The 23,384-nt window shown below is 36.2% G+C and carries 15 protein-coding genes; 13 read left to right on the top strand and 2 right to left on the bottom strand.

Annotation, left to right across the window (positions count from 1 at the left end; all coding sequences use genetic code 11):
* The first annotated feature begins 73 nt into the window (after window positions 1–73).
* A complete protein-coding gene (locus MHH61_RS06420; protein ID WP_335374377.1) occupies window positions 74–2,704 on the top strand; it encodes a glucosaminidase domain-containing protein in 2,631 nt (876 codons plus the stop codon).
* Window positions 2,705–2,721: 17 nt separating this feature from the next.
* Here the strand turns inward: MHH61_RS06420 and MHH61_RS06415 are convergent, their stop codons facing one another.
* Window positions 2,722–3,912, bottom strand: coding sequence for a CDP-glycerol glycerophosphotransferase family protein (locus tag MHH61_RS06415; RefSeq protein ID WP_125585925.1), 1,191 nt, complete (start codon window positions 3,910–3,912; stop codon window positions 2,722–2,724).
* Between the two features lie 11 nt (window positions 3,913–3,923).
* Window positions 3,924–4,694 (bottom strand): WecB/TagA/CpsF family glycosyltransferase, encoded by a 771-nt coding sequence (locus tag MHH61_RS06410; RefSeq protein WP_024426277.1) that lies wholly within the window; start codon window positions 4,692–4,694, stop codon window positions 3,924–3,926.
* Window positions 4,695–5,053: 359 nt separating this feature from the next.
* Between MHH61_RS06410 and tagD the strand changes: the two genes are divergently transcribed.
* The 12 genes from tagD (at window position 5,054) to tagH (ending at window position 23,383) form a co-directional block, all read left to right on the top strand.
* The gene (gene tagD / locus MHH61_RS06405) at window positions 5,054–5,443 is read left to right on the top strand and encodes a glycerol-3-phosphate cytidylyltransferase (protein WP_008343212.1); all 390 of its coding nucleotides are present in this window, start codon (window positions 5,054–5,056) and stop codon (window positions 5,441–5,443) included.
* 97 nt (window positions 5,444–5,540) lie between these two features.
* Complete coding sequence (locus tag MHH61_RS06400) at window positions 5,541–7,007, top strand: alpha-glucosyltransferase N-terminal domain-containing protein (RefSeq protein ID WP_125585927.1); 1,467 nt, start codon at window positions 5,541–5,543, stop codon at window positions 7,005–7,007.
* A gap of 48 nt (window positions 7,008–7,055) precedes the next feature.
* The gene (locus MHH61_RS06395; RefSeq protein WP_125585929.1) at window positions 7,056–9,323 is read left to right on the top strand and encodes a CDP-glycerol glycerophosphotransferase family protein; all 2,268 of its coding nucleotides are present in this window, start codon (window positions 7,056–7,058) and stop codon (window positions 9,321–9,323) included.
* Between the two features lie 310 nt (window positions 9,324–9,633).
* Complete coding sequence (locus tag MHH61_RS06390) at window positions 9,634–10,839, top strand: glycosyltransferase family 4 protein (protein ID WP_125585931.1); 1,206 nt, start codon at window positions 9,634–9,636, stop codon at window positions 10,837–10,839.
* Between the two features lie 2 nt (window positions 10,840–10,841).
* Window positions 10,842–12,137 carry a glycosyltransferase gene (locus MHH61_RS06385; protein ID WP_125585933.1) on the top strand — a complete coding sequence of 432 codons (1,296 nt, stop codon included), beginning with the start codon at window positions 10,842–10,844 and terminating at the stop codon, window positions 12,135–12,137.
* Window positions 12,134–12,436 (top strand): hypothetical protein, encoded by a 303-nt coding sequence (locus MHH61_RS06380; protein WP_125585935.1) that lies wholly within the window; start codon window positions 12,134–12,136, stop codon window positions 12,434–12,436. Before MHH61_RS06385 ends, MHH61_RS06380 begins: the two co-directional genes overlap by 4 nt.
* A gap of 6 nt (window positions 12,437–12,442) precedes the next feature.
* A complete protein-coding gene (locus MHH61_RS06375) occupies window positions 12,443–14,605 on the top strand; it encodes a glycosyltransferase (RefSeq protein WP_125585937.1) in 2,163 nt (720 codons plus the stop codon).
* A 9-nt stretch (window positions 14,606–14,614) separates the two neighbouring features.
* Window positions 14,615–16,747 carry a glycosyltransferase gene (locus tag MHH61_RS06370; protein WP_125585939.1) on the top strand — a complete coding sequence of 711 codons (2,133 nt, stop codon included), beginning with the start codon at window positions 14,615–14,617 and terminating at the stop codon, window positions 16,745–16,747.
* 12 nt (window positions 16,748–16,759) lie between these two features.
* Window positions 16,760–19,432, top strand: coding sequence for an alginate lyase family protein (locus MHH61_RS06365; RefSeq protein ID WP_125585941.1), 2,673 nt, complete (start codon window positions 16,760–16,762; stop codon window positions 19,430–19,432).
* Complete coding sequence (locus MHH61_RS06360; RefSeq protein WP_125585944.1) at window positions 19,429–20,706, top strand: nucleotide sugar dehydrogenase; 1,278 nt, start codon at window positions 19,429–19,431, stop codon at window positions 20,704–20,706. Before MHH61_RS06365 ends, MHH61_RS06360 begins: the two co-directional genes overlap by 4 nt.
* 217 nt (window positions 20,707–20,923) lie before the next feature.
* Entirely contained in the window at window positions 20,924–21,763 is an 840-nt protein-coding gene (locus MHH61_RS06355) for an ABC transporter permease (protein ID WP_039181868.1), read from the top strand.
* A gap of 18 nt (window positions 21,764–21,781) precedes the next feature.
* Window positions 21,782–23,383 (top strand): teichoic acids export ABC transporter ATP-binding subunit TagH, encoded by a 1,602-nt coding sequence (gene tagH / locus MHH61_RS06350; RefSeq protein WP_125585946.1) that lies wholly within the window; start codon window positions 21,782–21,784, stop codon window positions 23,381–23,383.
* Window position 23,384 lies beyond the last annotated feature (1 nt).

Genomic DNA, 23,384 nt, shown 5'->3' with positions numbered 1-23,384 from the left:
AAAATAATTAGGTGATTCTGTCGATAAAGAGATTAGTAAACTATTATGCAAAGTTAAGAGAGGGACAGGGAACATGAAAAAAACCATCAAGATTATGTTACTCGCAGCTGCCTTTGGTATGACATTACACACGGGTAAAGAAGCGCAAGCAGCCTCCTATGTCGATCAATCCATTTATACGATGAACACCTCAAAGGTATTTACAACAGAAGCAGAAGTGAAAAAAGCAGTGGAAACACTGAAGAAAGACAAAAAATGGACAGCCACTTATCAAACCTCAGGAAATACGTCGACCTATCAGCTCACTGCTTCAGGATATGATTCGCAAGCAGCAGCGAATGCAAGTGCAGCTGCATTAAAAAAAGAAGTGGGCATGAGCGGTACGGTGTCTCCAGTAGGTGACCGCCTTCCTTTACAAAAGGTGGTATCTGACCCAGTCAATGATGAAAGTCAGGCGAAAAAGCTCTCACTTGAACTAACGAAAACATCAGGGCTCAATAGCTCCTATGAAGTCATCAATCAAAGCAAACCTTCTTATCAGGTCATATCAGGAACCATTGATTCTGAAACGAAAGTGAAAAATATTCAAACTGAACTGCAAAAGCAGGCAGGCGTCACCAGTACATACCAAACCGAAACGAAAGCTGGCACTGTGTATCAGCTGATTTCAAGCGGTATTATTGGACAAAGTAAGGCGAATACCATTCTGCAAGGCTTTCAAAAGGCATCTGGTTTAAAACCAGTCCTTCAAACGGTGACAGCAGGTAAGCCGTATTACATCGTCACATCCGCTGCACAAGCGAATCAGTCGAAAGCACAGACGCTCCTTACCCAGCTGCAAAAAGAAGCAAAGATCAGCGGGAAGATTCAAAAGGCTGGTGCCTTAAAAAATGTCTACAGCTTGGAATCAGGCTATTTTAAAGACAACAAACAAGCAGCTTCAGCTGCAGCTCAGATTAAGAAACAAACCGGTGCTGCAGGTGCTGTCCAGCGAGTGGGAAAAACAAAAAATTATATCGTGAAGCTCAATCAACTGAACGATACAGCTTACGCCAAAACGGTAGCCTTTTTCAAGAAAAAGAAATGGCGCTACACGTCCAAAAAGATTTCTTCTACACAGCCATATCAAGTCGTGACGGGAAACCTTTTAGGAGATGAAGAGGCGAAAAAAGCAGCGGCTTTCTTCCAAAAGAAAAAAGTATCTGCGACAACGAAAAAAACTGGCAAGGTATCAGACAGCACATATCGACTCGTCGTCAATCAAGCAGTGGACCAAGCGAAAGTGAATAAAGGTGCCGCCTACTTAAAAACGCAGAAGCTGACAAGCAGCATCAAGACAAGCAAGGGACAGGCTGTCAGCAAAACATATAGTCTTAAGACAACACCTGTATATGAACAAACTAAAGTGAAGCAGGCTCAAGAGATCATCAAGAAAAATGGTATTGCCAGCAGTACAAAAACGCTGACAGAAGCGGTCAAGCAATACCGTATCACGACAGAGCCGACAGTGAATCAGACAAAACTGAATCAAGCACTCAGCTATTTGACGAAACAAAAAATGAAGGCCGCTGCTCAAAAAACAGGCGCAGCCGATTATGCTCAATATCAGATCAAAACAGGTGTCATCTCAACAGCTGCACTTCGTGACCAAGGCATGGCATTTTTCAAAAAACGGAATGAAACCGCTGTGTATACAACAACAACGAAACCAACTTACAAAATCAACATTACGCAGCAATTTACAGGATTACCAACTGTAAATGAAGCCATTGCTTTTGTGAAAAGCCAATATGGCTGGACCGCCACAGCCGTAAAAATTAAAAATGGCCCAATGGTCATGCAAACGAACTACAACCTTACTGTCAATGAGATGGTCAACAAACAAATGAAGGTGTCACCACAGACAGATGGTGCGGCCTATGTCTATGCAGCATATGTAGACCAAGCCACATCGACAGTGAATACGGATGGCTTAAATGTCCGTTCTACACCTGATTCGAGCTCTGCAAGCAACATTGTGGCACAGCTCAATAAAGGAGCAAAAGTGAAACAGCTTGGGAAAGAAGGGAACTGGATCAGGATCAACCTCGGCTGGAGAAATGCAAGTGCAGCAGAGGTGCAAAAATATGTAGATCCAGCTAATATTGCCGAAGGCACGCAATCTTATTTTCAATTTCTGAAACTCTCTGAAGCTGCGAATCTCAATCCAGCAGAGGTCAATTCAAAGATTTTAGCAGGAAAAGGGATTCTTGCGGGTAAAGGACAAGCCTTTATTACAGCAGCAAAAACGTATCATATCAACGAAATTTATCTTATTTCTCATGCGTTGCTTGAAACGGGTAACGGAAGTTCCATTTTAGCGAATGGTACAATGTATAATGAAAAGAAAGTTTATAACATGTATGGCATTGGCGCATATGACAGCAATCCGAATTATCTAGGTGCAAAGTATGCGTATGAACAACAATGGTTCACGCCAGAGGCTGCCATTATTGGCGGAGCAAAATTCATTGGCAACAGCTATATCAATAATGCCACATACAAGCAAGATACAATTTATAAAATGCGCTGGTCGGCTACAGCGACTCATCAATATGCAACAGATATTGGCTGGGCTTCTAAGCAAGTCACTCGCATGTATAGTTTGTATAACCTGCTTGATGACTATACGCTGTATTATGATATCCCGGTATATAACAAATAAAAAAACGTCCGTGCTTCCTAATGAGAAGCCGGACGTTTTTTGTGTAGGAGCAGCTGCTGTTCAATAAATGAGAGGAGCTGCTGACTGGATTGTCCCTTTGAATATTGGTTCCATTCCTCAGCAAAGGTTTTGATTCGTTCTTTATTGGTTGATCCGTTTAGGTGTAAAAGCTCCTGCAAAAGCATGTCTTGAGTGACGCAAGCCTTACCAGGAATGATATCTTCATACCGATCGACTAAGCCGCGTTTCTCTCGATAAGTGTCTAAGTCATAAGTGAAGAACAACACAGGCTTTTCGAGCAGTGCATATTCAAACACAATGGACGAATAATCTGTCACCAGGACATCACAAGCACAAAGCAATGGATAGAGCGGCTGATCGGACACATCAAATATCCATTCACCGTCTGTTTCTGCTTTCGCTAAATGTTTGACCGCAGGATGAAGCTTGACGAGCAGAATGTAATCGCCATTCATCTCAGTTTGCAACTGCTCTTTTGAAAAAGGCAGCACAAGACCGTCCATTGCAAAGTCTCGATAGGTCGGTGTATAGAGCAGGATCTTTTTCCCTTTTGGGATATCATTTAGCTTCAAGGAAGGCTGGTGCTGTTCATAGTACATATCCGTCAGTGGTACACCAGTTGGTAAAAAGCGTTCATCGTTGACCCCAAACGAGGTCTTGAAAATCTCACGCATGTGATCTGAGCCTGTCACAATGTAATCGAAAGACGCATAGACACGTTTGAAGCGTTCGATGTCACGGGGACTTCGTTCAGAATTTGAAGCATCTTCAAGCCCGAACTTTTTCAAAGCCCCATTGGCATGCCATACTTGAATACAGGTGGTAGAAGGCCGTTTTCTGAGCACACTCGTCATGAGAAAGTAATTATCCGTCACGACAACCTTGCTTTTAAACATCGTATATATACATTGAATGAGATGGAGAGGATTTTTTTCATGAAAATAGCGAAATGACAAATGAGGCTCGTCCTTTTCTATCGCAGAAGCATGCTTCGTATAGAGGACAGTAAGCTTCATTGTCATGTTCGCCTGTTGTTGATAAGTATGAATGAGAGCAGCCGCATTCTCTTGGAATGAAACAAGCAGCGTCACCTGGTTTTCACGCGGCTTCACGCCGCTCATCAGCCATCCAATGAAAGAAATAAAAGCTGCGTAACATGAAATCATCATTGAGCGTATATTCATCATTTATCAGTCTCTCACAGCTGCTTCGTCTGATCCTTTACCTGCTCAGGATAGTAACGTTTTTTTCCTTTGCTTTCCTTTAAGACGGCAAAAGCGTACTTAGGAATATTGAGCATTCGTTTCCATCTCCATGGATTCACAATCAATCTGTACAGCCATTCTGTATTTGTCTTAATCATCCAGCGTGGTGCACGCTTCACCGTTCCGCTAAATACATCAAAGCTTCCGCCTAAACCGATGCAAACAGCCTGCGGGAATAAATGGCGGTATTCATAAATAAAGTTCTCCTGGTTTGGATAACCTAAAGCAACGAACACCATATCAGGTTTCGAGCGCGCGATTTGCTTCGCAACGAAACGTTTATCGGCTTGATAGCCGTCACAGCTTCCTGCAAGGACCACATTTGGATATTCCGTATCAATTCGCTGTTTCACAGCCTCAAGCACTTCTTTTTTCGCACCATATAAAAAGATTCTTTTAGACTGCTTGTTTGCTAGATCAAGCATAGACATGAAGACATCAAAGCCAGCAATTCTTGACTTAAGCGGACTTTGGGTCATACGAGACATCAATACGACGCCTACACCATCCGGCAGTACATAATCCGCAGATGAGACAACTTGATGGTACGCATGATCCTTCATGACGGCATAGCCTATCTCTGGATTGACAGTCGCAATCATGGCGCCTCTTCTCTGAGAAATATGATGCTGGTTCATATAGCTGATAAATTCATCTAAGTCGCCGTTTACATAAGAAAGGTTAGAGACCACTTCTGTTTGCATTGTTTAGACCTCCTTTTTAACTTGTTATCTATGAACGTTCATTGTAAATTCATTCTTCACCTACTCATCATTTTATCACAGATGCTCCATGAAATATTAACAATAACTTTACAAACCTTTAAATTTCATGACATTTTCATCATTTCATCTGGACAATCCTTTGTGAAACATTGATTCTTCGGACTTTTCCTCCTGTGCCCAATAAATTGGAAATAGTTTGTCTTTACATCTGCTTAACGTTTGGTGGGCGCTGTGATATAATGAGGTTCCGAAGAGCGAATCGAATATCACAGGATTACGGATAAATTACTGCACGAGTGCAGTCGAATAAGGATTGAAGAAAGGAGTTTATGTTTACAATGAAGAAAGTTATTACTTACGGTACATTTGATTTATTACACTGGGGGCACATTAAGCTGCTAGAACGTGCAAAGCAGCTCGGAGATTACTTAGTGGTGGCCATCTCTACAGACGAGTTTAATTTACAAAAATCAAAAAAAGCTTATCACAGCTACGAGCATAGAAAGCTGATTCTTGAAACCATTCGTTATGTAGACGAAGTCATTCCAGAAAACAGCTGGGATCAAAAAGTCCGTGACGTGCAAGAGCACGATATTGATGTGTTTGTCATGGGAGATGACTGGGAAGGTAAATTCGATTTCTTAAAAGAACATTGCGAAGTCGTATACTTGAAAAGAACAGAAGGCATCTCGACAACACAAATTAAGGAAGAAATTGCAGGACTTTAATAGATCGAAAAAAAGTACTTCTTATCTTTTGGTGAGAAGTACTTTTTCATGTAAAATACAATGAGTAAGCCATCAATATTATGAAGGAGAGCTTCCTTTGTTTCAAAATTGGATGAAGAAAAAAGTTGAAGACACATTGGATCAACCTGAACAACATGAAACAATGGCATCAATGGACGTGCCTGATATGGACTACTACTTTATTATGGGTGATGTGCCAAAACAGGATGAGAGCTTAACGAAGTCTTTAAAGACAAGGATTAAGCCTTTGGCTGATCAACATAAACGTACTGCAATTTTAACTTTAAATTATGATGCAAATGTGAAAGAACGTATTCATCGCATGGGAGAGTTCTTTTCTCCTGAGGTTGACATATTGAATGTATATGAACACTATATTCTACCGGAAAGTGGTAGTAAAAGACGTTACTCGGAATTTATTGTTGGTGAATCATTGCATTCGATCAATGAAGCAGTGATTCCAGCAGATGAATCCACGATTCAAGTGACGAGATATGAATTGCCTGCTTCCCCCATTTGTTATATTGATCAATATAATGAAGAGCAGCAACTGGTGAAGAGGGAAGAATACAATTGGCAGGGCTTTTTATGCAGAGTACAAAGCTTTGTTCCCCATACAGGTGCACTATACTTAGAGGAATTAATCAATGAAGATGGCAGTATTTATATGGAGCTCATCTATCCTGGTGATGCAAAAAAGAATCCAGTCCGGCATATTAATTGGTATAAAAAAACAGGGATTCAAACATTTACAAAGAAGACGGATATTAAACAATTATGGCTATCCAGCATTCAATCACAAAATGACCGTTTGAAACTGATGATTACAGAAGACCGGGATCAAGACCGCCACCTGTTTAAAATCGATCAGCCTGAAACAACCTATTACGCTGCATTTGTGCATCACGCACATTATGAGGAAGATCTGCATCAAGTCAATTCTCAATATGGAGAATTATTTAAACAAATAAGAAAACAGCAAGTGGATGCTGTCTTTTTTGGGGATACTAAACATAAAGAAGATATCGAAAAACTATTGGGAGAACAAGCCTATTTTTATCTTGTTCCTTCTGACGAAGAGACTGTTTGGAATACGGCCATTCATCATATGCTCGAAAATCGTGAGCATAAAGATGAACTGAGAGGGATCGTTGACAGTATGAAATGGGTCTTGCGTGATCTAAGCTCTGAGCATCATGTTCTTCACCTTCAACTCGAGTTAAAAGATGAAATGAGTCAAGCGGATCATGTGCAAATTGATTTCGCAGGATATGATCGAGTGAATGGAGCTGAAATCATCTCTCAAACAATCGATGAGAACCATCAAGTCAGCTTCCCAATCGGCCATTTTCAAACAAAGAAAAACATTGAAATCAACCAAACGAAATTTGTGGATTTTTACATTCGTTTTAAAACAGAAGAACTTCAAGAGGTTTTGCAGCGACTAGAAATAGAAGGTGAGCTGCTTACGAATAAACCATCGTCCATCGATGGATGGTCATATCAAACGAAACAAGGCAACTATTCTTGGAAAGTGAAATAGTGATATAACATAACGGTAAGATTTCTGAACAGAGGAGATTAACGATTAATGATTGAAGAGGGAATTCATAAGAAGAGTGTCGTTGAAGGGTTAAAAAATCATCATGAGAAACTAGAAATGCTGATTCGCATATACGATGACATGCCATTAACAGATAGAGAATTTTATTTGTTTATGAGGGAGAGAGTTTCGAAACAAGAACTTTTCCTTCCGCTTGTTCATCAAGAAGAGAATCTATTCAAATTGGTATTGAATGAAGCATCACTGCCGCTTGCGTTAGAGCAAGGCCAGACATATAACTTGTATGTCACGGACTATTTAAGCACAAACAAAGAAGAGGATGAGGACGAGCTTGAGGACTCAGCTTATGATTCTGATTCCGAAGAAGAGGAAGAAGAAGTAAAAGAAGCGGATATCAATACAGATATTGAATCTGAAGAGAAAACGTCAAACTATAAACGCCGTTTAAAAATGGAAATAGAAAAGCCTGAGCTGACCTTTTTAGAAAATAAAGACGCCATGCTGTGTATCATTCCATACCGTACAGACAAAGGGAATGCTTCTTTGAAAATCAAGCGTGAGCTAAAGGTTGTGAAATTCAATCATATCGAGCTCAACAAAGGGTGTATGTTATCTTTATCCGGGTATGCAGGTGTATTAAGTGCAGAACATCCGTATGAGATCAAAGAAGCAAAGCTTTTATTGAAGAAAAATGGTGAAGAACCAATTGAACATCGCTTTCCGGTTAATATCACCCATATAAAAGACGAAGTGATCGAATACCGTGATGATCAACATGTACCACAGCTTTATCAATTTTTAGCAGAAGTCCCTTTAGAGGAATTGACCTATTCATTAAACAAACGCTTTGTATATCGCTTCTACCTTGAATTTATCTGCGATGTAAACGGCGTAGAGGAAACATTAACAACCACTTCTTTAGTGCTTGGAGACCGCTCGAACAAACTCAAAGGACTTGTTCAAATTCATAAACAAAACGATGTACCGATTCGATATGAAGTGTACCGAAAGAAAAAAAGACAAACGCTTGGCATCCGTGTTAATGATTACACAATGAAAACACGTGCCAAGTATTACGTCAAAAGTAAGTGGAAGAAATTCAAAAAGAAGATCAGTAAAATCAAAAAAGTCCGTAACCGTCTTGTGACAAGAACGTTTAAAACGACCTTTAAACTGGCGAGTAAGCTGTCTGTGAAAAAGAAAACGGTTGTTTTTGAAAGTTTTAACGGAAAACAATTCAGTTGTAACCCGCGTGGGATTTATGAGTATATGAAAGAACATCACCCTGAATATACGCTGATCTGGAGCGTTAAAAAGGGTCATGAAGCACCGTTTAAGGAAAAAGGTATCTACTATATCAATCGTCTGTCATTAAAATGGATCTTTGCGATGGCAAGAGCCGAGTATTGGGTCGTAAACAGCCGTTTGCCGCTATGGGTTCCAAAGCCAGATCACACAACATACTTGCAGACTTGGCACGGTACGCCGTTAAAACGGCTGGCAATGGACATGGACGAGGTGCATATGCCTGGAACAAACACGAAGAAATACAAAAAGAATTTCACAAAAGAAGCATCGAATTGGGATTATCTCATTTCTCCTAATGCCTACTCGACTGAAATCTTTACACGTGCGTTCCAATTCCAAAAGACCATGATTGAGTCAGGATATCCGAGAAATGACTTCCTTCACAATCAAAACAATGAAGAAACGATGAGAGCACTGAAACAAAAAATGAACCTGCCGCTCGATAAAAAATTGATCTTATACGCACCGACATGGAGAGACGATCAATTTTATAAAAAAGGGCAGTACAAATTTGATTTAGACCTTGATCTGCATGAACTCAGAGCTGCAATCGGAGATGAATATATCATCATTCTGCGTATGCACTATCTAGTTGCTGAAAACTTTGATTTAGGGCCGTATGAAGGCTTTGCCTATGACTTCTCTCATTACGAAGACATTAGAGACCTTTATATGATTTCAGATCTGCTCATCACAGATTACTCATCTGTGTTCTTTGATTATGCAAACCTCAAACGTCCGATGCTGTTCTATGTGCCAGACATTGAAACATATCGTGACAAGCTCAGAGGCTTCTACTTCGACTTTGAACAAGAAGCACCTGGACCACTTGTGAAAGAGACAGCAAGTGTCATTGACTGGGTGAGAGAAACAGAACAGCCGACCTTTACACTACCAGAATCATTCGCACCGTTTTATGAGAAATTCTGCTACTTAGAGAGCGGGGAGTCGTCGAAGCGGGTTGTGGACACTGTTTTTAATTATTAAATATGATATTGAAGGCATAAATCACTTTATACACGTTTTTTGTGTATTTTGACTGATTTATGCTTTTTTCTTTGAGTGAAACACCAACCTTGAACCCATTTTCTTTCTTAATTGTATTCAAAGTTTACGAGAAAAAAGAATTATTTTTATCGATTTTTATTTGCAATTGGTTAGAATATTAGGCTTAAGTATTGAAAAAATTGTTGTTTTTACACAAGTGAAAACCTATAATTGTATGTATAATAGAGAAATTGTTAAAATATGAATCTGTTTCTAAAATTGTCGTCAATTGAAAGTGAAGGGGATCATTTTGTCCAAAAAAATTTTGCTTATCACTCAAAACTTTTATCCTGAAATTGGTAGTGCTGGTAATAGGCTTAAAAATATATATTTAATGCTCCAGAGAAAAGGTTATGATGTTAGAGTTTTAACAACTCACCCAAGTTATCCTGAAAAGGACTTCTATCATAATGATAAGTTTTGGGATGAGGAAGAATTAAATAGTGAAGATAAGAGAATTATAAGAGTTGCAGTGAAAAATAAGAAATATGCATTTAGTTTTATAAATAGACTTATTTATTATCTAGAAATCATGTCGAGAATGATCATATTTATTTTTAGAGATAAAAATAAATATGATCTAATTTATGTTACAACTCCACCAATATTTGTCGCATTTTCGGGAGTAATTGCAAAACACAAATATAAGTCAAAAATGATTTTAGATATAAGGGATTTGTGGCCAGACTCATTAAAGGGTGTGGGTGTCTTTAAACATTCTTTAATTATTTGGTTTTTCAAAAGAGTTGAAAAATATATTTATAAAAAATCTGATCACATCGTAATAAATAGCAAAGGATTCCAAAATCATTTGATGGATCAAAAAGAGAAAATAACATTCATTCCAAATTCAGCAAGAAAAGAAGAGTTACCTAACAATGATAAGAAAACAACAGAACAATTTACAGTTGTTTTTGCTGGTAATTTAGGGTTAGCCCAAGATATAAACGTCTTTGAGAATATTATAGAGAAACTTAAAGATCATGATATTAAAGTGATAATAATCGGTTATGGGGTTAATAAACAAAAACTTGAGAAATCTATAGCTGAAAAAAAATTTCAACATGTTGAATTCATTATACCAATGTCAAGAAAAGAATGCCTGGAAATAATGGCACAATGTGATGTTGGTATAGCAACTCTTAATCACTCGGTTATCTTTGAGACAGTGCTCCCTGGGCGAATTATAGACTATTTAAGTTGTAAGTTACCTGTAGTTGCATCGGTCTCAGGTTATTCAAAAGAGTTAATTGAGCGAGAAGAAGTTGGATTAATCGCAAGTACGAAAACTAGTAATGAAATGGTTTCTCATATTCTTCATTTATATAAAAATCCTAAACTAGTTGAATCAATGAAACGTAATTGTGGCACGTTTATTGAAAAAAACTTTTTGTGGGATAATAATATACTGATATTAGATGAATTAATAAAAAAAATAATAAAAAAGGTTAATTAGTCATGAAAAAAAATATATGTATGTATGTTTGGAACCACTTTACAAATGATGCTAGAGTAATGAGAGAATGCACAGCATTGTCAGAAAAAGGATACACTGTAGACTTAATTTGTATACATGATCCGTCAATGAAAGATTTAAAGAGATATGAAGAAATGAATGACGGGTTTCATGTTTATCGAGTGAAGAGATTCCCACAATGGTTAGTATTATTTCAGACCATAATTAAATTGTTGAAAAGTAAAAAATATCTTTTATTTTTTATTTTTTTAATTTGGATTTTGAGCGTATATTACCAGCCGTTATACACGAGTATAGTTACAATTTTCTTAATACTTTTATTAAAAACAAAAATAAAAACTTTAATTATTCGAGGAAGCATTTTATGCAGAATGATATTGAAGGGTTTTAATAATAAATATGATTTTTATCATTCTAATGATTTGAATACATTACTGCAAGGAGTTATATGCTCTAAGTTTAGACTAAATAAGAAAAAACTAATCTATGATTCACATGAAGTTCAAACTAGTCGTACAGGATATGATAGTAAATTCTACGGAGTGATGGAAAGTTTTCTTTTAAGATTTGTTGATCAAATGATTGTAGAAAATCATACAAGAGCAGAATATAATAAAAATCTTTATGGATTTTACCCTAAGGTAGTTCACAACTACCCGTTTGTTCAAAATAAATCATTAGATCAAGTTAATTTACACAAAATTTTAGGAATTTCAGCAAAAGAAAAAATATTGTTGTATCAAGGAGGAATTCAAACCGGCAGAGGTTTAGAAAATTTAGTGAAAGCTGCTCCATATTTTACAGAAGGAATTTTGGTTTTTATTGGAGATGGGCGTATTAAAAATGAACTTATTCAATTGACTGAAGAAATGGATCTTTCTCATAAAGTTAAGTTCCTTCCAAAGGTTCCTTTAGCAGACCTCCCTAAATATACAAAGAATGCATATTTAGGTTTTCAAGTTCTTAATAATGTCTGTTTTAATCATTATTCAGCTTCTTCAAATAAATTATTTGAGTATCTAATGAGCGGAGTACCAGTAGTTGCTTGTAATTTTCCAGAGATAAAGAAAGTAGTTGAAGGTAACAACGTAGGAATGTGTATTGATTCTCATGATCATGAGGAAATTGCTAAAGCAGTAAATTATATGATTGAGCACCCTGAGAAAACTGCTGAATTTAGTAAAAATGCTTCTGAAGCTAGCAATCAGTACAACTGGGAAAACGAAAAGGAAAACTTCACGCGCATCTACGAATCATTAGGAGGAGAAACTGCTTGAAAAATGAAATTGACTACAGAGCAAAAAGTGTCGAATTAGAAAGAGAGTTAGTTAGTTTGAAGAAAAGGATGCTTCAATATATAGCTGTCATGAAAGAGATAAACAGTGAAGCGTTGTCCCGTGACAAAATAGATGTTTTTAATGGTATAGAAAAAGACCAGTTACTCTCTAAGTTACGCAGGGTAGAAAAGCAATTAGAAGTTACCGAACGCAAACTCTCTGCTTTGCAAAATTCAACATTAGGTAAATTGACGTTAAAGTATTGGAATTTACGTAAACGGTTGAGAAGAGGGGTATAAAAGGAAATGAAATTATTAGAACTACAGAAGGAGCTCGAAAGCTTCGAAACACAGTTAAAAAGAGAGCTGAAGCCAGAAGTTGTTGAAGAGGATGAGCTAGTTAATGCGAGTCTCTGGTTTACTAATAATGATTCTTCTGCTGAAACATTTAATCAAGGTGAAAAATTTATCATTGCAACAAATCAAAAAGAGAAGACTTATCTTTCATTTAAAGAGAAGAATAATAGTTTCAAGATACTTCCTCAACAAGAAATACGGATATATCCAGAGGAAAGAATCAGTGTTGATTTTAGGGTCAAGACATATGGAGATATCAGTGTTGATTTAATAGCGATTGAATATGATGAAAGTAAGAAACTAGGTACTGAAGTAGTGAGACCTAATCAATTGAAAGAATTTATCACATCAAAAAACTCGAGGAATCTGAGAATCGCTTTAAAAATTTCAGGAGAAGGTTTTATCGTTGTTGAAAGCATGAGAATTACTAGAAACCTTGATTTTGATGCCTCATCTTTTTCGAGAATGGACTTATTCCAACATCATACTCCTCGCCATGTTTCAAAACCTCTTAAAGAATTTAAGGTGGCATGTATTTTTGATGAATTCAGCATGACTTGTTTTAAAGAACAAGTGAAGCTCATTCCCTTTACAAAAGATAATTGGAAAGAGGTATTGACACAAACTCCGCCGGATGTACTCATCGTTGAATCTGCATGGAAAGGTAATTTTGGTTCATGGGAGTATATGGTTGGAAAATATAATAATCAAGACCAAAGCGAACTTATTGCGCTAGTTGAATGGTGTAAAAAAAGGGGGATTCCAACTGCATTTTGGAACAAGGAGGACCCGATTCACTTTGAAAAATTCATTCATTCAGCACAACTTTTTGATCATGTATTTACAACTGATCAAAATATGATAAGTGAATACGTAAAGGTTCTTGGAAGACCTACAGTGTATGCTTTACCTTTCTCAGCAGAGCCTAAACTGCATAACCCTATTCAATTAAAGGAGAATAGAATAGATAAGATTTGCTTTGCTGGTTCTTATTATGCAAACAGACATGAAGATAGAAAGAGAGACATGGAGAAAGTCCTGGATATTGCTGCTGAATTCGGTTTGGACATCTATGATCGAAACTATACCTTAAATCAAAAAAAAGAAGGAGATTTTAGTTTCCCTGAAAGGTTTCAACAAAGTATTAAAGGGAGCTTGAAATATGATGAAATAGCAAAGGCTAATAAAGGCTACAAGGTAATGTTAAATGTCAATAGTGTCAAAAATTCACCAACCATGTTTTCAAGGAGAGTATTCGAGGGGTTGGCCAGCGGGACCCCTATATTAAGCAGTTATTCAGAAGGTATTAAAAGAATCTTTAAAGATATTGTTATGATATCAGAAGATGAGGAGACATTAAGGCAACATTTGAAATCAGTGTTTAAAGACGAAACCTTCTATAGAAGCAAATCAATGGAAGGGATTAGGGAAGTACACTTGAATCATACCTACAAACATAGGCTTACTTATATGTTGGAAAAATTCGGATTTGATCTGGAAGAGGAAGAGAAGACTGTTGCAGTTATTTCAGTTGTCCGCTCCAAGGAAGAAGCATATCAAGTGATTAATCTGTTCAGAAAACAATCTTATGAAAATAGGAAACTCATCCTGCTATTGGATTTGTTCGATGGATATATTGATATCTTAAATCAATTTAATAATGTTAACGTCACTGCTTATGTTCTCTCGTACATGGATCATTATGACCGAATCGAGCACCTTGTTGATTCAGACTATGTCTCATATTTCTCACCTAATCATTTTTATGGGGAAAATTATTTGCTAGATTTATTGATTGCAACAGAATATAGTCAAGCTGAAATCATAGGGAAAGCAAATCATTTTGTCGGTGATGAAGGCCAAATTCATGAAGTAGGGCAGGGCGCAGAGTATGTGTATGTCAGCGACTTGAATATCCATAACTCTTTACTTCATAGACGGGTCTTTAAAGGAGTAGAACTAGTGAAAGTTATTTCAGATTTTGAAAACAATATCTCTTTGTACTCGTACTTCAAGCAGGGGTATAGGCTTTTCAGTTCTGATAAGTTCAACTTTGTAAAAAATCCTTCTTCAAATTCAACTGAAAAAATTGAGAATACTATAGAAATTTAGGTGGTTAGTATGAGGAAATTAAAGGTTCTTTTATATGGTGATGTAGACTTGAACATAATGGATGGTTCGGCAGTTTGGCTGACATCCCTGGCAAATGTCTTTAGTACAGATGTAAATATAAAAGTAGATGTCATTCTTAAGGCTCCTATTGTTAAGACTCAACTTATACAATCACTAGAGGGGCTATCTACAGTTAATGTGATTGAGACGTTCAAAGTATTCTCTCATAGAACATTTAAAAGTCGAAAGAGAATGAATGTAGTAGAAGCGAGAGAAGTTATTGAAGAAATGGATTCGACCAACCATTACGATTTAATAATTGTAAGAGGAAAAAATATTGTCAATGAACTTGCTCAAAGCAGCCTTACTCAAAAGATTATACCTTATGTGACTGATTTTAATCACGATCGAGAGTTGATTAGTGATGCGGAAATTTCTCAATTAAGAGATTTCTATGACGTATATCCGTATATGTTTGTTCAAACGAACAGTATGAAAGAAACTTTAAAATCCATACTGAATGTCAATGGTGAGAAATTTAAACTCCTTTCTCCTATGATTCCTAATTATAAAGGTACCCCATCTTTTAAAAATGAAAATAATTCATTAATTTATGCAGGTAAATTTGCCGAAGATTGGTATACAGAAGAAATTCTTGATGCATTCTCAAAAATCAGAAAGTTAGATTCTACTATTAGTTTAAATATAGCTGGAGACAAGTTTCAAGGTGCTCTTAGAGACAAAAAAGATGAAATTATAACCAGGCTTGAAAACCAAAATGGAGTTAACTGGAGAGGGGCAATCTCAAGGAGTGAGGTTCAAGATTTACTCGACCAAGCCGATATAGGGATTGCATGGAGAAGCAGCTTGATCGATAATGACCACAGTGTTGAGTTGTCTACTAAGTTGCTAGAATACGGAAGAATGGGGAAGCCTATTCTACTTAGAAGAACAAAGCTTCATGAAGAGGTATTGGGGAAAGATTACCCAATGTTTGTGGACACCCTAGGAGATTTTGTTGAAGCAACAATTGAGCTCTTATATAATCGCAAACTTTATAAAAAGAGTGCAAAAGCAGTTTATGAAGCATGTGAAAAATATACTTTTAAAGAAGTATATGAAGGATTAAAACCTCTGATTTGGAGCTTTTATAAGGGGAAAATCAAAATCGTATTTGCTGGTCATGACTTGAAATTTTTAAAGCATACAATAGCTCACTTTGAAAATCATTCCTCTTACGATGTAGAAATTGATCAGTGGAAGGGTCATAATAATCATGATCCTGAAAGGTCGAAAAAATTAAGAGATTGGGCAGACATCGTTTTTTGTGAGTGGGGATTAGGAAATGCTGTTTGGTATTCTCGAAATAAAAGAGAAGGTCAGAAATTAGTCGTTAGAATGCATTTGCAAGAGCGAGAAACAGATTATCCTAGTCAATTTAATATTGAAAACATTGATCGTTTTATTGCAATCTCACCATATATCTTTGAGGAGTTCTCAAGAGCTTGTAAGATTCCAAGAAACAAGATGACTATGATTTATAACATGATTGACACGAAGGCATTAAATCAACCGAAAGAAAACCTTAAAGAACTCAATTACACCTTAGGTGTTTGCGGAGTACTTCCTTCTCGTAAAAGATTGGATAAGGCAGTAGATATATTAGAAATCCTTTGGAGTATTGATAAGCGTTACAAACTTTATGTAAAAAGCAAACTTCCCAGCGATTTGCCGTGGATGAAAAATCGTCCAGAAGAAATGAAGTATTTCGAAAATTTATTTGATAGAATAGAGCAAGCCCCTTGGGGTAAAAATGTTATTTTTGAAAAGCACGGAGATGATATGGATGAATGGTTCCGTAAAATTGGATATGTATTATCAACCAGTGACTTTGAAAGCTTTCATCTTGCCCCTATGGAAGGGATGGCAACTGGTAGTATTCCAGTTGTTTTACATTGGAGAGGCTCTGAAACAATTTATCCAAGTGATTATATTTTTAAAGATAAAGAAACAGCAGCAAATTATATTGTTAGGAATAAAGCTACTGAAAATCAAGCTTCTAGAAAGATTTTCCCTGTAGAAAATTATGATGTTCAAGTTATTAATAATAAAATTGAGTCCTTAATTGCTAATTTGCTTTAATGGGGGATATACGTGAACAGTCTAAACAATGATTTTCTTAATGAAAGAGAGCAAAAGCTCTTATCCATTCTTCCCAAGAGTAGAAATAAAGACCCTATTTCTACTGCTAATACAATTTTAGAAAATAATCTTTATACTATTCCGCCATTTGGTTTACGTGATTACTCTCAAGGGGTGGACTGGACAGCAAAAGAGTCAAGAAGTTTCCTTAGATTGCTTCATGGATTTACTCCATTAGGGTGTCTTACTGAAGCCTTTGAACGTACTGGCAATGTAAAATATTTGATTAAAGGATTAGAATTCATTCTGGATTGGAGCAGCACCAACAAATATTCTGGGAATTCTAAGGAGATGGCGTTTCATGATGAGACTACTGCTCTAAGACTTCAGTATATTTTAAGATTCTATCTAGTGGGCCATCCTCATATCCAATCTTCTGACCAAAAAAAGCTAATGGAAATAATGGAGTTTACTTGCAACTTGTTAGCTAAAGAAAGCTTCCATTCAACGAACACCAATCATGGAATGTTTCAAGACATTGCGTTGTTGCAATATAGTTATTACAAAAATGATGAAGAAAAAAAAGAGCTGGCATTAAGTAGGCTGTTAAATTATTTTGAACATGTCTATACTACTGAAGGAGTACACAAAGAGCATTCACCTGCGTATCATTTGGTAGTATCAAATAACCTAAAGAAAACCGTTGATTTTATAAAGAATATTAATTTTAATCTTAGTAATACTTTGAATGAAATATTCTCAAAAACTGAGGAATATGCAACATTTATACTAAAGCCAGACAGCTCACTGCCACCTTTAGGAGATACTGAAAGTAAACCAATAAAGGAAACAGGCTTAATGGGTTTATATCAAGGAGAGTCATTCTTGTTTTCATCTTCTAAAGGAAGAAATGGAAACCCTCCGGAAGATTCGTGTAAGGTATTCAAAGAGTCAGGTTACGCTATATTTAGAGATAATTGGTTGAAAAAAGAGAAAGCTACTTACGTTTTATTTAATGCTGCTTATCATGGTAATTATCATAAACATAGCGATGATCTTGGGTTATTTATTTATGCAAATGGAGATTTGATATCTGAGGCTGGACCCAATGGGTATAATTATTCAGATCCGCTAACCCAATATGCTTATTCTTCATACGCACATAATACCTTAATTGTAGATGGAGTGGGTCTTGTACGTACGGATGGTCAATACGATAAGGTGTTTATTGAAGATTATGTTATTGCAGATGATTATGCCGAAGTAACTGGAATTAATGAACGATATGAAGATGTAACCCATAATAGAAATGTGTCGTTTATGAAAAGGGATCAAGTGATTCAAGTAAAGGATACTATTATTTCTGAAAAAAGACATAATTACAAACTTTTGTGGCATGTAGCTATTGGAGTAGATGTTCATTTAAGAGATCACATGGTTGAACTTTTTAGAGGCAGTGAGAAAGTAGCTGAAATAGAATTTGTGGCTGAGGTTCCTTTTAAAGTTTCTAAGTATGCTGGTCAGAAAGAGCCTATGGTGAAAGGCTGGATGTTCAGTAAAATGGAAAATGCAGTTCCTTCTACAGTTTTGGAAGTGGAGTTCGAAGGAAATACATGTGAATTTGAAACAATTTTCAGACTTAGTGAATTTAAAATCCAAACTCCAGTACCTCCATTTTGTTTAGAGGCTGAGTTTAGCAGTATGAGAAATGTACGGTATTACTTTCAGGAAGCCAAGAATGAAAAATTAAAAGACAAATTAGTTATTATCTTTTCAAGCCTTACTGAAAAAAATAAGTTTAGGTACAACTATATTAGAACGTTAGAAAACTTGCATGTTAATAAACTGTTCATCTTAGATGATTTTGGAGATCAAGGTGCCTACTACTTAGGAAGAAATAAAGATTTCTCAATAGAAACAACTGTAAATTCTCTAATTCAATATTTTCAAAGAAAACTTAAAATTTATAATGAAAACATTACAATGGTTGGATCATCTAAAGGTGGTTATGCAGCTATATATTTTGGATTAAAAAACTATGTAGGCAATGTTATAGCGGGGGCACCTCAAAGTAACTTAGGACACTTTCTAATAAATCAAGCGAAACATCCAAATATCGCTTCGTATATCTCTGGAAGAGCTGAGAAGGCAGATCAAGTTTATTTAGACGAACTTCTTTACAAGGTAATACAGCAACCTTCCGATGTTTCCCCATTTATAAAAATCATGGTTGGAAGTAAGGATCATCATCTTAAAAATCATGTTGAGCCTCTTGTAGCGGCACTTCAGGAAAGAAAGTTTGAGGTATCTTTAAAGATTGAGCAAGGCATAGATCATGAAGGTTTAAAAGATCACTTTCCTAAATATCTCATGGAGACAATTGTGAGTCAGTTAGGAATAGAGTATAAGGTTCCTGAGATTAAGAGCTCGAATATTAATTATTCAAATTCATTGCTCAACATAATGTGTGATGTTTCAGGGGATCAATTGAATTTTGCATATTATATATACAAAAATAAAGAAGTTATAGAAAAAATAATGTATGGTCCGAAATCAACAACTACGTATTATGTAAAAGAACCTGGTGTATATCAGGTTAGAATTTTTGTTCGTGATCAGTTTGGCAACAAGGTTACACAGTATACTAATGAACTAGTCATAAACCAATTGGAGGATACAAAATGAAAATTTGTACAGTAGGATTAGGATATATTGGTTTGCCTACATCAATTATGTTTGCAAAATATGGAGTGGAAGTAGTAGGTGTAGATGTTAACGAAGCAGTCATTGAATCATTAAATAAAGGGGAAATTCATATTGAGGAACCAGGTCTCCAAGAAGCTCTTGAAGATGTAATTGCTTCTGGTAAATTCCGTGCGTCCGTTTCACCTGAAAGTGCAGAGGCATTTATCATTTCTGTTCCAACCCCTAATAATGATGACGAATATAAATCTTGTGATTTGTCTTACGTATTGAGTGCTGTAAGAAATACTATTCCATTCTTGAAAAAGGGAGACGTGCTTATTGTCGAATCAACCATAGCCCCTCGGAGCATGGATGACCATGTAAAACCTTTAGTAGAGGCAGCTGGTTTAACAGTAGGGGAAGATATTTATTTAGTCCATTGTCCAGAAAGGGTTTTACCAGGACAAATCATGCATGAATTGATTCATAATAACCGAATCGTGGGTGGAGTAACCCCGGCTTGTACAGAAGCTGGCGCAAAAATATACAGTACCTTTGTTCAAGGAGAAATTATTAAGACGAATGCGAAAACTGCTGAAATGTCAAAATTGATGGAAAATACATTCCGTGACGTGAATATAGCTCTTGCAAATGAATTAACAAAAATCTGTAACGGGCTAGATATCAATGCATTAGAAGTTATTGATATGGCCAATAAACACCCACGTGTAAATTTACATACTCCTGGCCCAGGTGTTGGTGGTCATTGTTTGGCAGTAGATCCGTACTTTATTATAGCTAAAGCTCCTGAGAGTGCTAGGTTAATAGATACTTCTCGCTCAATTAATACTTCTATGCCTTATTATATTGTTGAAAATGTAAATAAAATTATGGAAAAGTCTGATGGGAAAATCATCACTATTTTTGGTTTGACATATAAAGGGAATGTTGATGACATTAGAGAAAGCCCGGCTATGGAAATATTACAACTAATTAAACAACAAAAAAAATATCAAGTTAGAGCTTATGACCCTCATGTTGAAAAAGATTTTGTCATGTATGATATTGAAGAGGCTACTGAAGATGCAGATTTAATCTTAATATTATCTGATCATGACGAGTTTGTTGAATTAGATTGGGACAAGCTTTCAAAAATGTCTAATAAACAAGTGCTGGATACTAAAAATGTAGTGAAGAATCGTTCAAGTGAATTTGATTATATCAATTTGGGCAATTTATATACAGCCATCCCAAAAGAGAATGTATTAATTTAAGCAATATGCTGTGAAAATTTTGAGCTTGTAGATACTGTCTATAAGCTTTTTTGTTTTAATAGCCAATTACAATTCTTTAAGTAGCATTCAATTTATATTTACAGTTGATGATTCTAGGATATTTGATTTAAGATGAAAAAATTAATGTAATCTGTTACAATTAAGAGCAGTGTTTTGAAATAGATTATGCCAATAATTAAATTTAAGGACGATTATTATGAATGCAATGTTTAAAATTCTTAAAGAGCAGTTCAATTCAACCACTTTAATTTTTAGACTGGCTATTTATGAAACAAAGTCTAAATATCAGCTTAATTATTTAGGTGTTTTTTGGCAATTGTTGAATCCATTAATTCAAATCATGGCTTATTGGTTTGTGTTTGGTTTAGGTCTTAGAGGATCTGGAAGAACTGCAGAAATGGCAGATGGTTCTCATGTAAGTATACCTTTTCTTATATGGATGCTAGCGGGGTTAATTCCATGGTTTTTCATTAGTTCGACAATTACAGAGGGTGCAAATAGTGTTTTTAAGCGTATAAATTTAGTATCGAAAATGAATTTTCCAATTAGTGCACTGCCCTCTGTTGTTATAACATCAAATTTATTTAGCTATTTTTTAATGATGGGTATCTATGTAATCATGCTCATTTCTCATGGAATATATCCCGATGTTCATTGGATTCAATATATATATTATTTTATTTGTTTGATAACGTTTATGTTTGCTTTCAGCCTGTTTAATTCAACTATTAGTGTCCTTGTTCGTGATTACCAAAACTTGCTGCAATCCTTGACAAGACTTCTAATGTTTTTGCTGCCTATTTTATGGGATATTGGAGATAAGTTCACCGGGAAGTATGAATGGATTGCGACTACGTTAAAGCTAAACCCTCTATATTATATTATTGAAGGGTTTAGGAAAAGTTTTCTTAGAGGAGAATGGTTCTACAATGATTTGAAGTATACGCTTTATTTTTGGTTGATTACTTTACTTCTCTTAACAATCGGTTCATTACTTCATATGAAATTTAGGGATAAATTTGTCGATTTTCTTTAAAAGTAAGGAGATTATACGATGAAACTAAAGGTTTCGTTTCGAAACGTATCCAAGCAATACGTCCTATATAAAAAACAGTCGGATAAGATCAAAGGACTGTTTTTACCTAATAAAAACGAAAAAGGTTTTTTTGCTGTTCGTAATGTATCTTTTGATGTATATGAAGGCGAGACGATTGGTTTTGTAGGAATTAACGGATCTGGAAAATCGACCATGTCGAACCTTCTAGCGAAAATCATTCCACCGACAAGTGGTGAAATTGATATGAATGGCCAGCCTTCGTTAATTGCCATTGCGGCAGGGCTGAATAACCAGCTAAGCGGGAAAGATAACATTCGATTAAAGTGCTTAATGATGGGGCTGACGAATAAAGAGATAGACGAGCTTTATGAAAAAATCGTAGAGTTTGCGGATATTGGTGACTTTATTGACCAGCCGGTTAAGAGCTATTCAAGCGGAATGAAATCACGTCTTGGCTTTGCCATTTCAGCGCATATCGATCCGGATATCCTGATTATTGATGAAGCACTGTCTGTTGGAGACCAAACCTTCTATCAAAAATGTGTAGACCGCATTACAGAATTCAAGGAACAAGGAAAGACGATCTTTTTTGTCAGTCACTCCATTAGCCAAATCCAAAAAATCTGTGACAGGGTGGCTTGGATGCATTATGGTGAGCTTCGTATGTTTGATGATACGAAAAAGGTCGTGAAGGAATATAAGGAGTTTGTTGACTGGTTTAACAAGCTTTCTAAGAAAGAGAAACAAAAATACCAAATGGAACAGAAGGAAGGCAGAAAAGGCGTACAAAAGACAGAAAAGGTGTCTCGCTATCAAGATAACGGAAAACGCCGCTCATTGTTCGGACCTGCATTTCAAGTGACAGTTTTAGCGGTTTTAACGATATTGCTAGCCTTATCGATGTTTTCAGATCGCCCGCTTCGTACACTGGCGACATTTGGTGCAATCCCATCAGATAAGACAGAAGCGCCTCAGTCGAAGAACCCAGAGACCAAAGAAGCGCCTGATATGAAAAAGGTGGATCAACAGGTGATTGTCACCGCTGATCCACTCAAGGTTTACAAAGACCAAGCCATGAAAAAAAAGGCTGATGCCACTTTGCCATTTGGGCAAGAAGTACAGGCTGTGGCTGAAAATAAACAAACCGTTCAAATTAAAACATCGTCAGAAACGTATTTTGTTAAACCTGCTGCGCTTCAAAATGAAGAGGATTTAAAGTCATTATCGATTGGACCAGGACAGTTTAATTCCTATGTATCACCTGCATCGGCAGGTTCGTATGAGTATTTACTTTCTTTCCTTGGAAAAGAAGAATCTGTGCTGAAACAGAGAATGCAAATGCTGAGTTCAGTGAAAAATGATCAAGGAGATACGATTGAACGTTTGACCACAGAGAAAACCGACTATGTCATTCAAAAGGGTCAGGCAAACACCATTGTGTTTCGCGATATTATGCCAATCTCTCTTTCCACACTTGGGCTGACAGAACAAAATGTCTGGATGAATAAGAAACAAACAAAATTCGCAGTGAAGGGCGAAAACAACCTGTTTGTCATTGATAATGAACAGCATACACTGACTATTTCAGTCATTAAATAAA

This window comes from Bacillus sp. FSL K6-3154, assembly GCF_040869395.1.
Classification (GTDB): Bacteria; Bacillota; Bacilli; order Bacillales; family Bacillaceae; genus Bacillus; species Bacillus safensis.
Note: the sequence above shows the minus strand (reverse complement) of the source record. Positions and strands in the feature narration are given on the sequence as shown.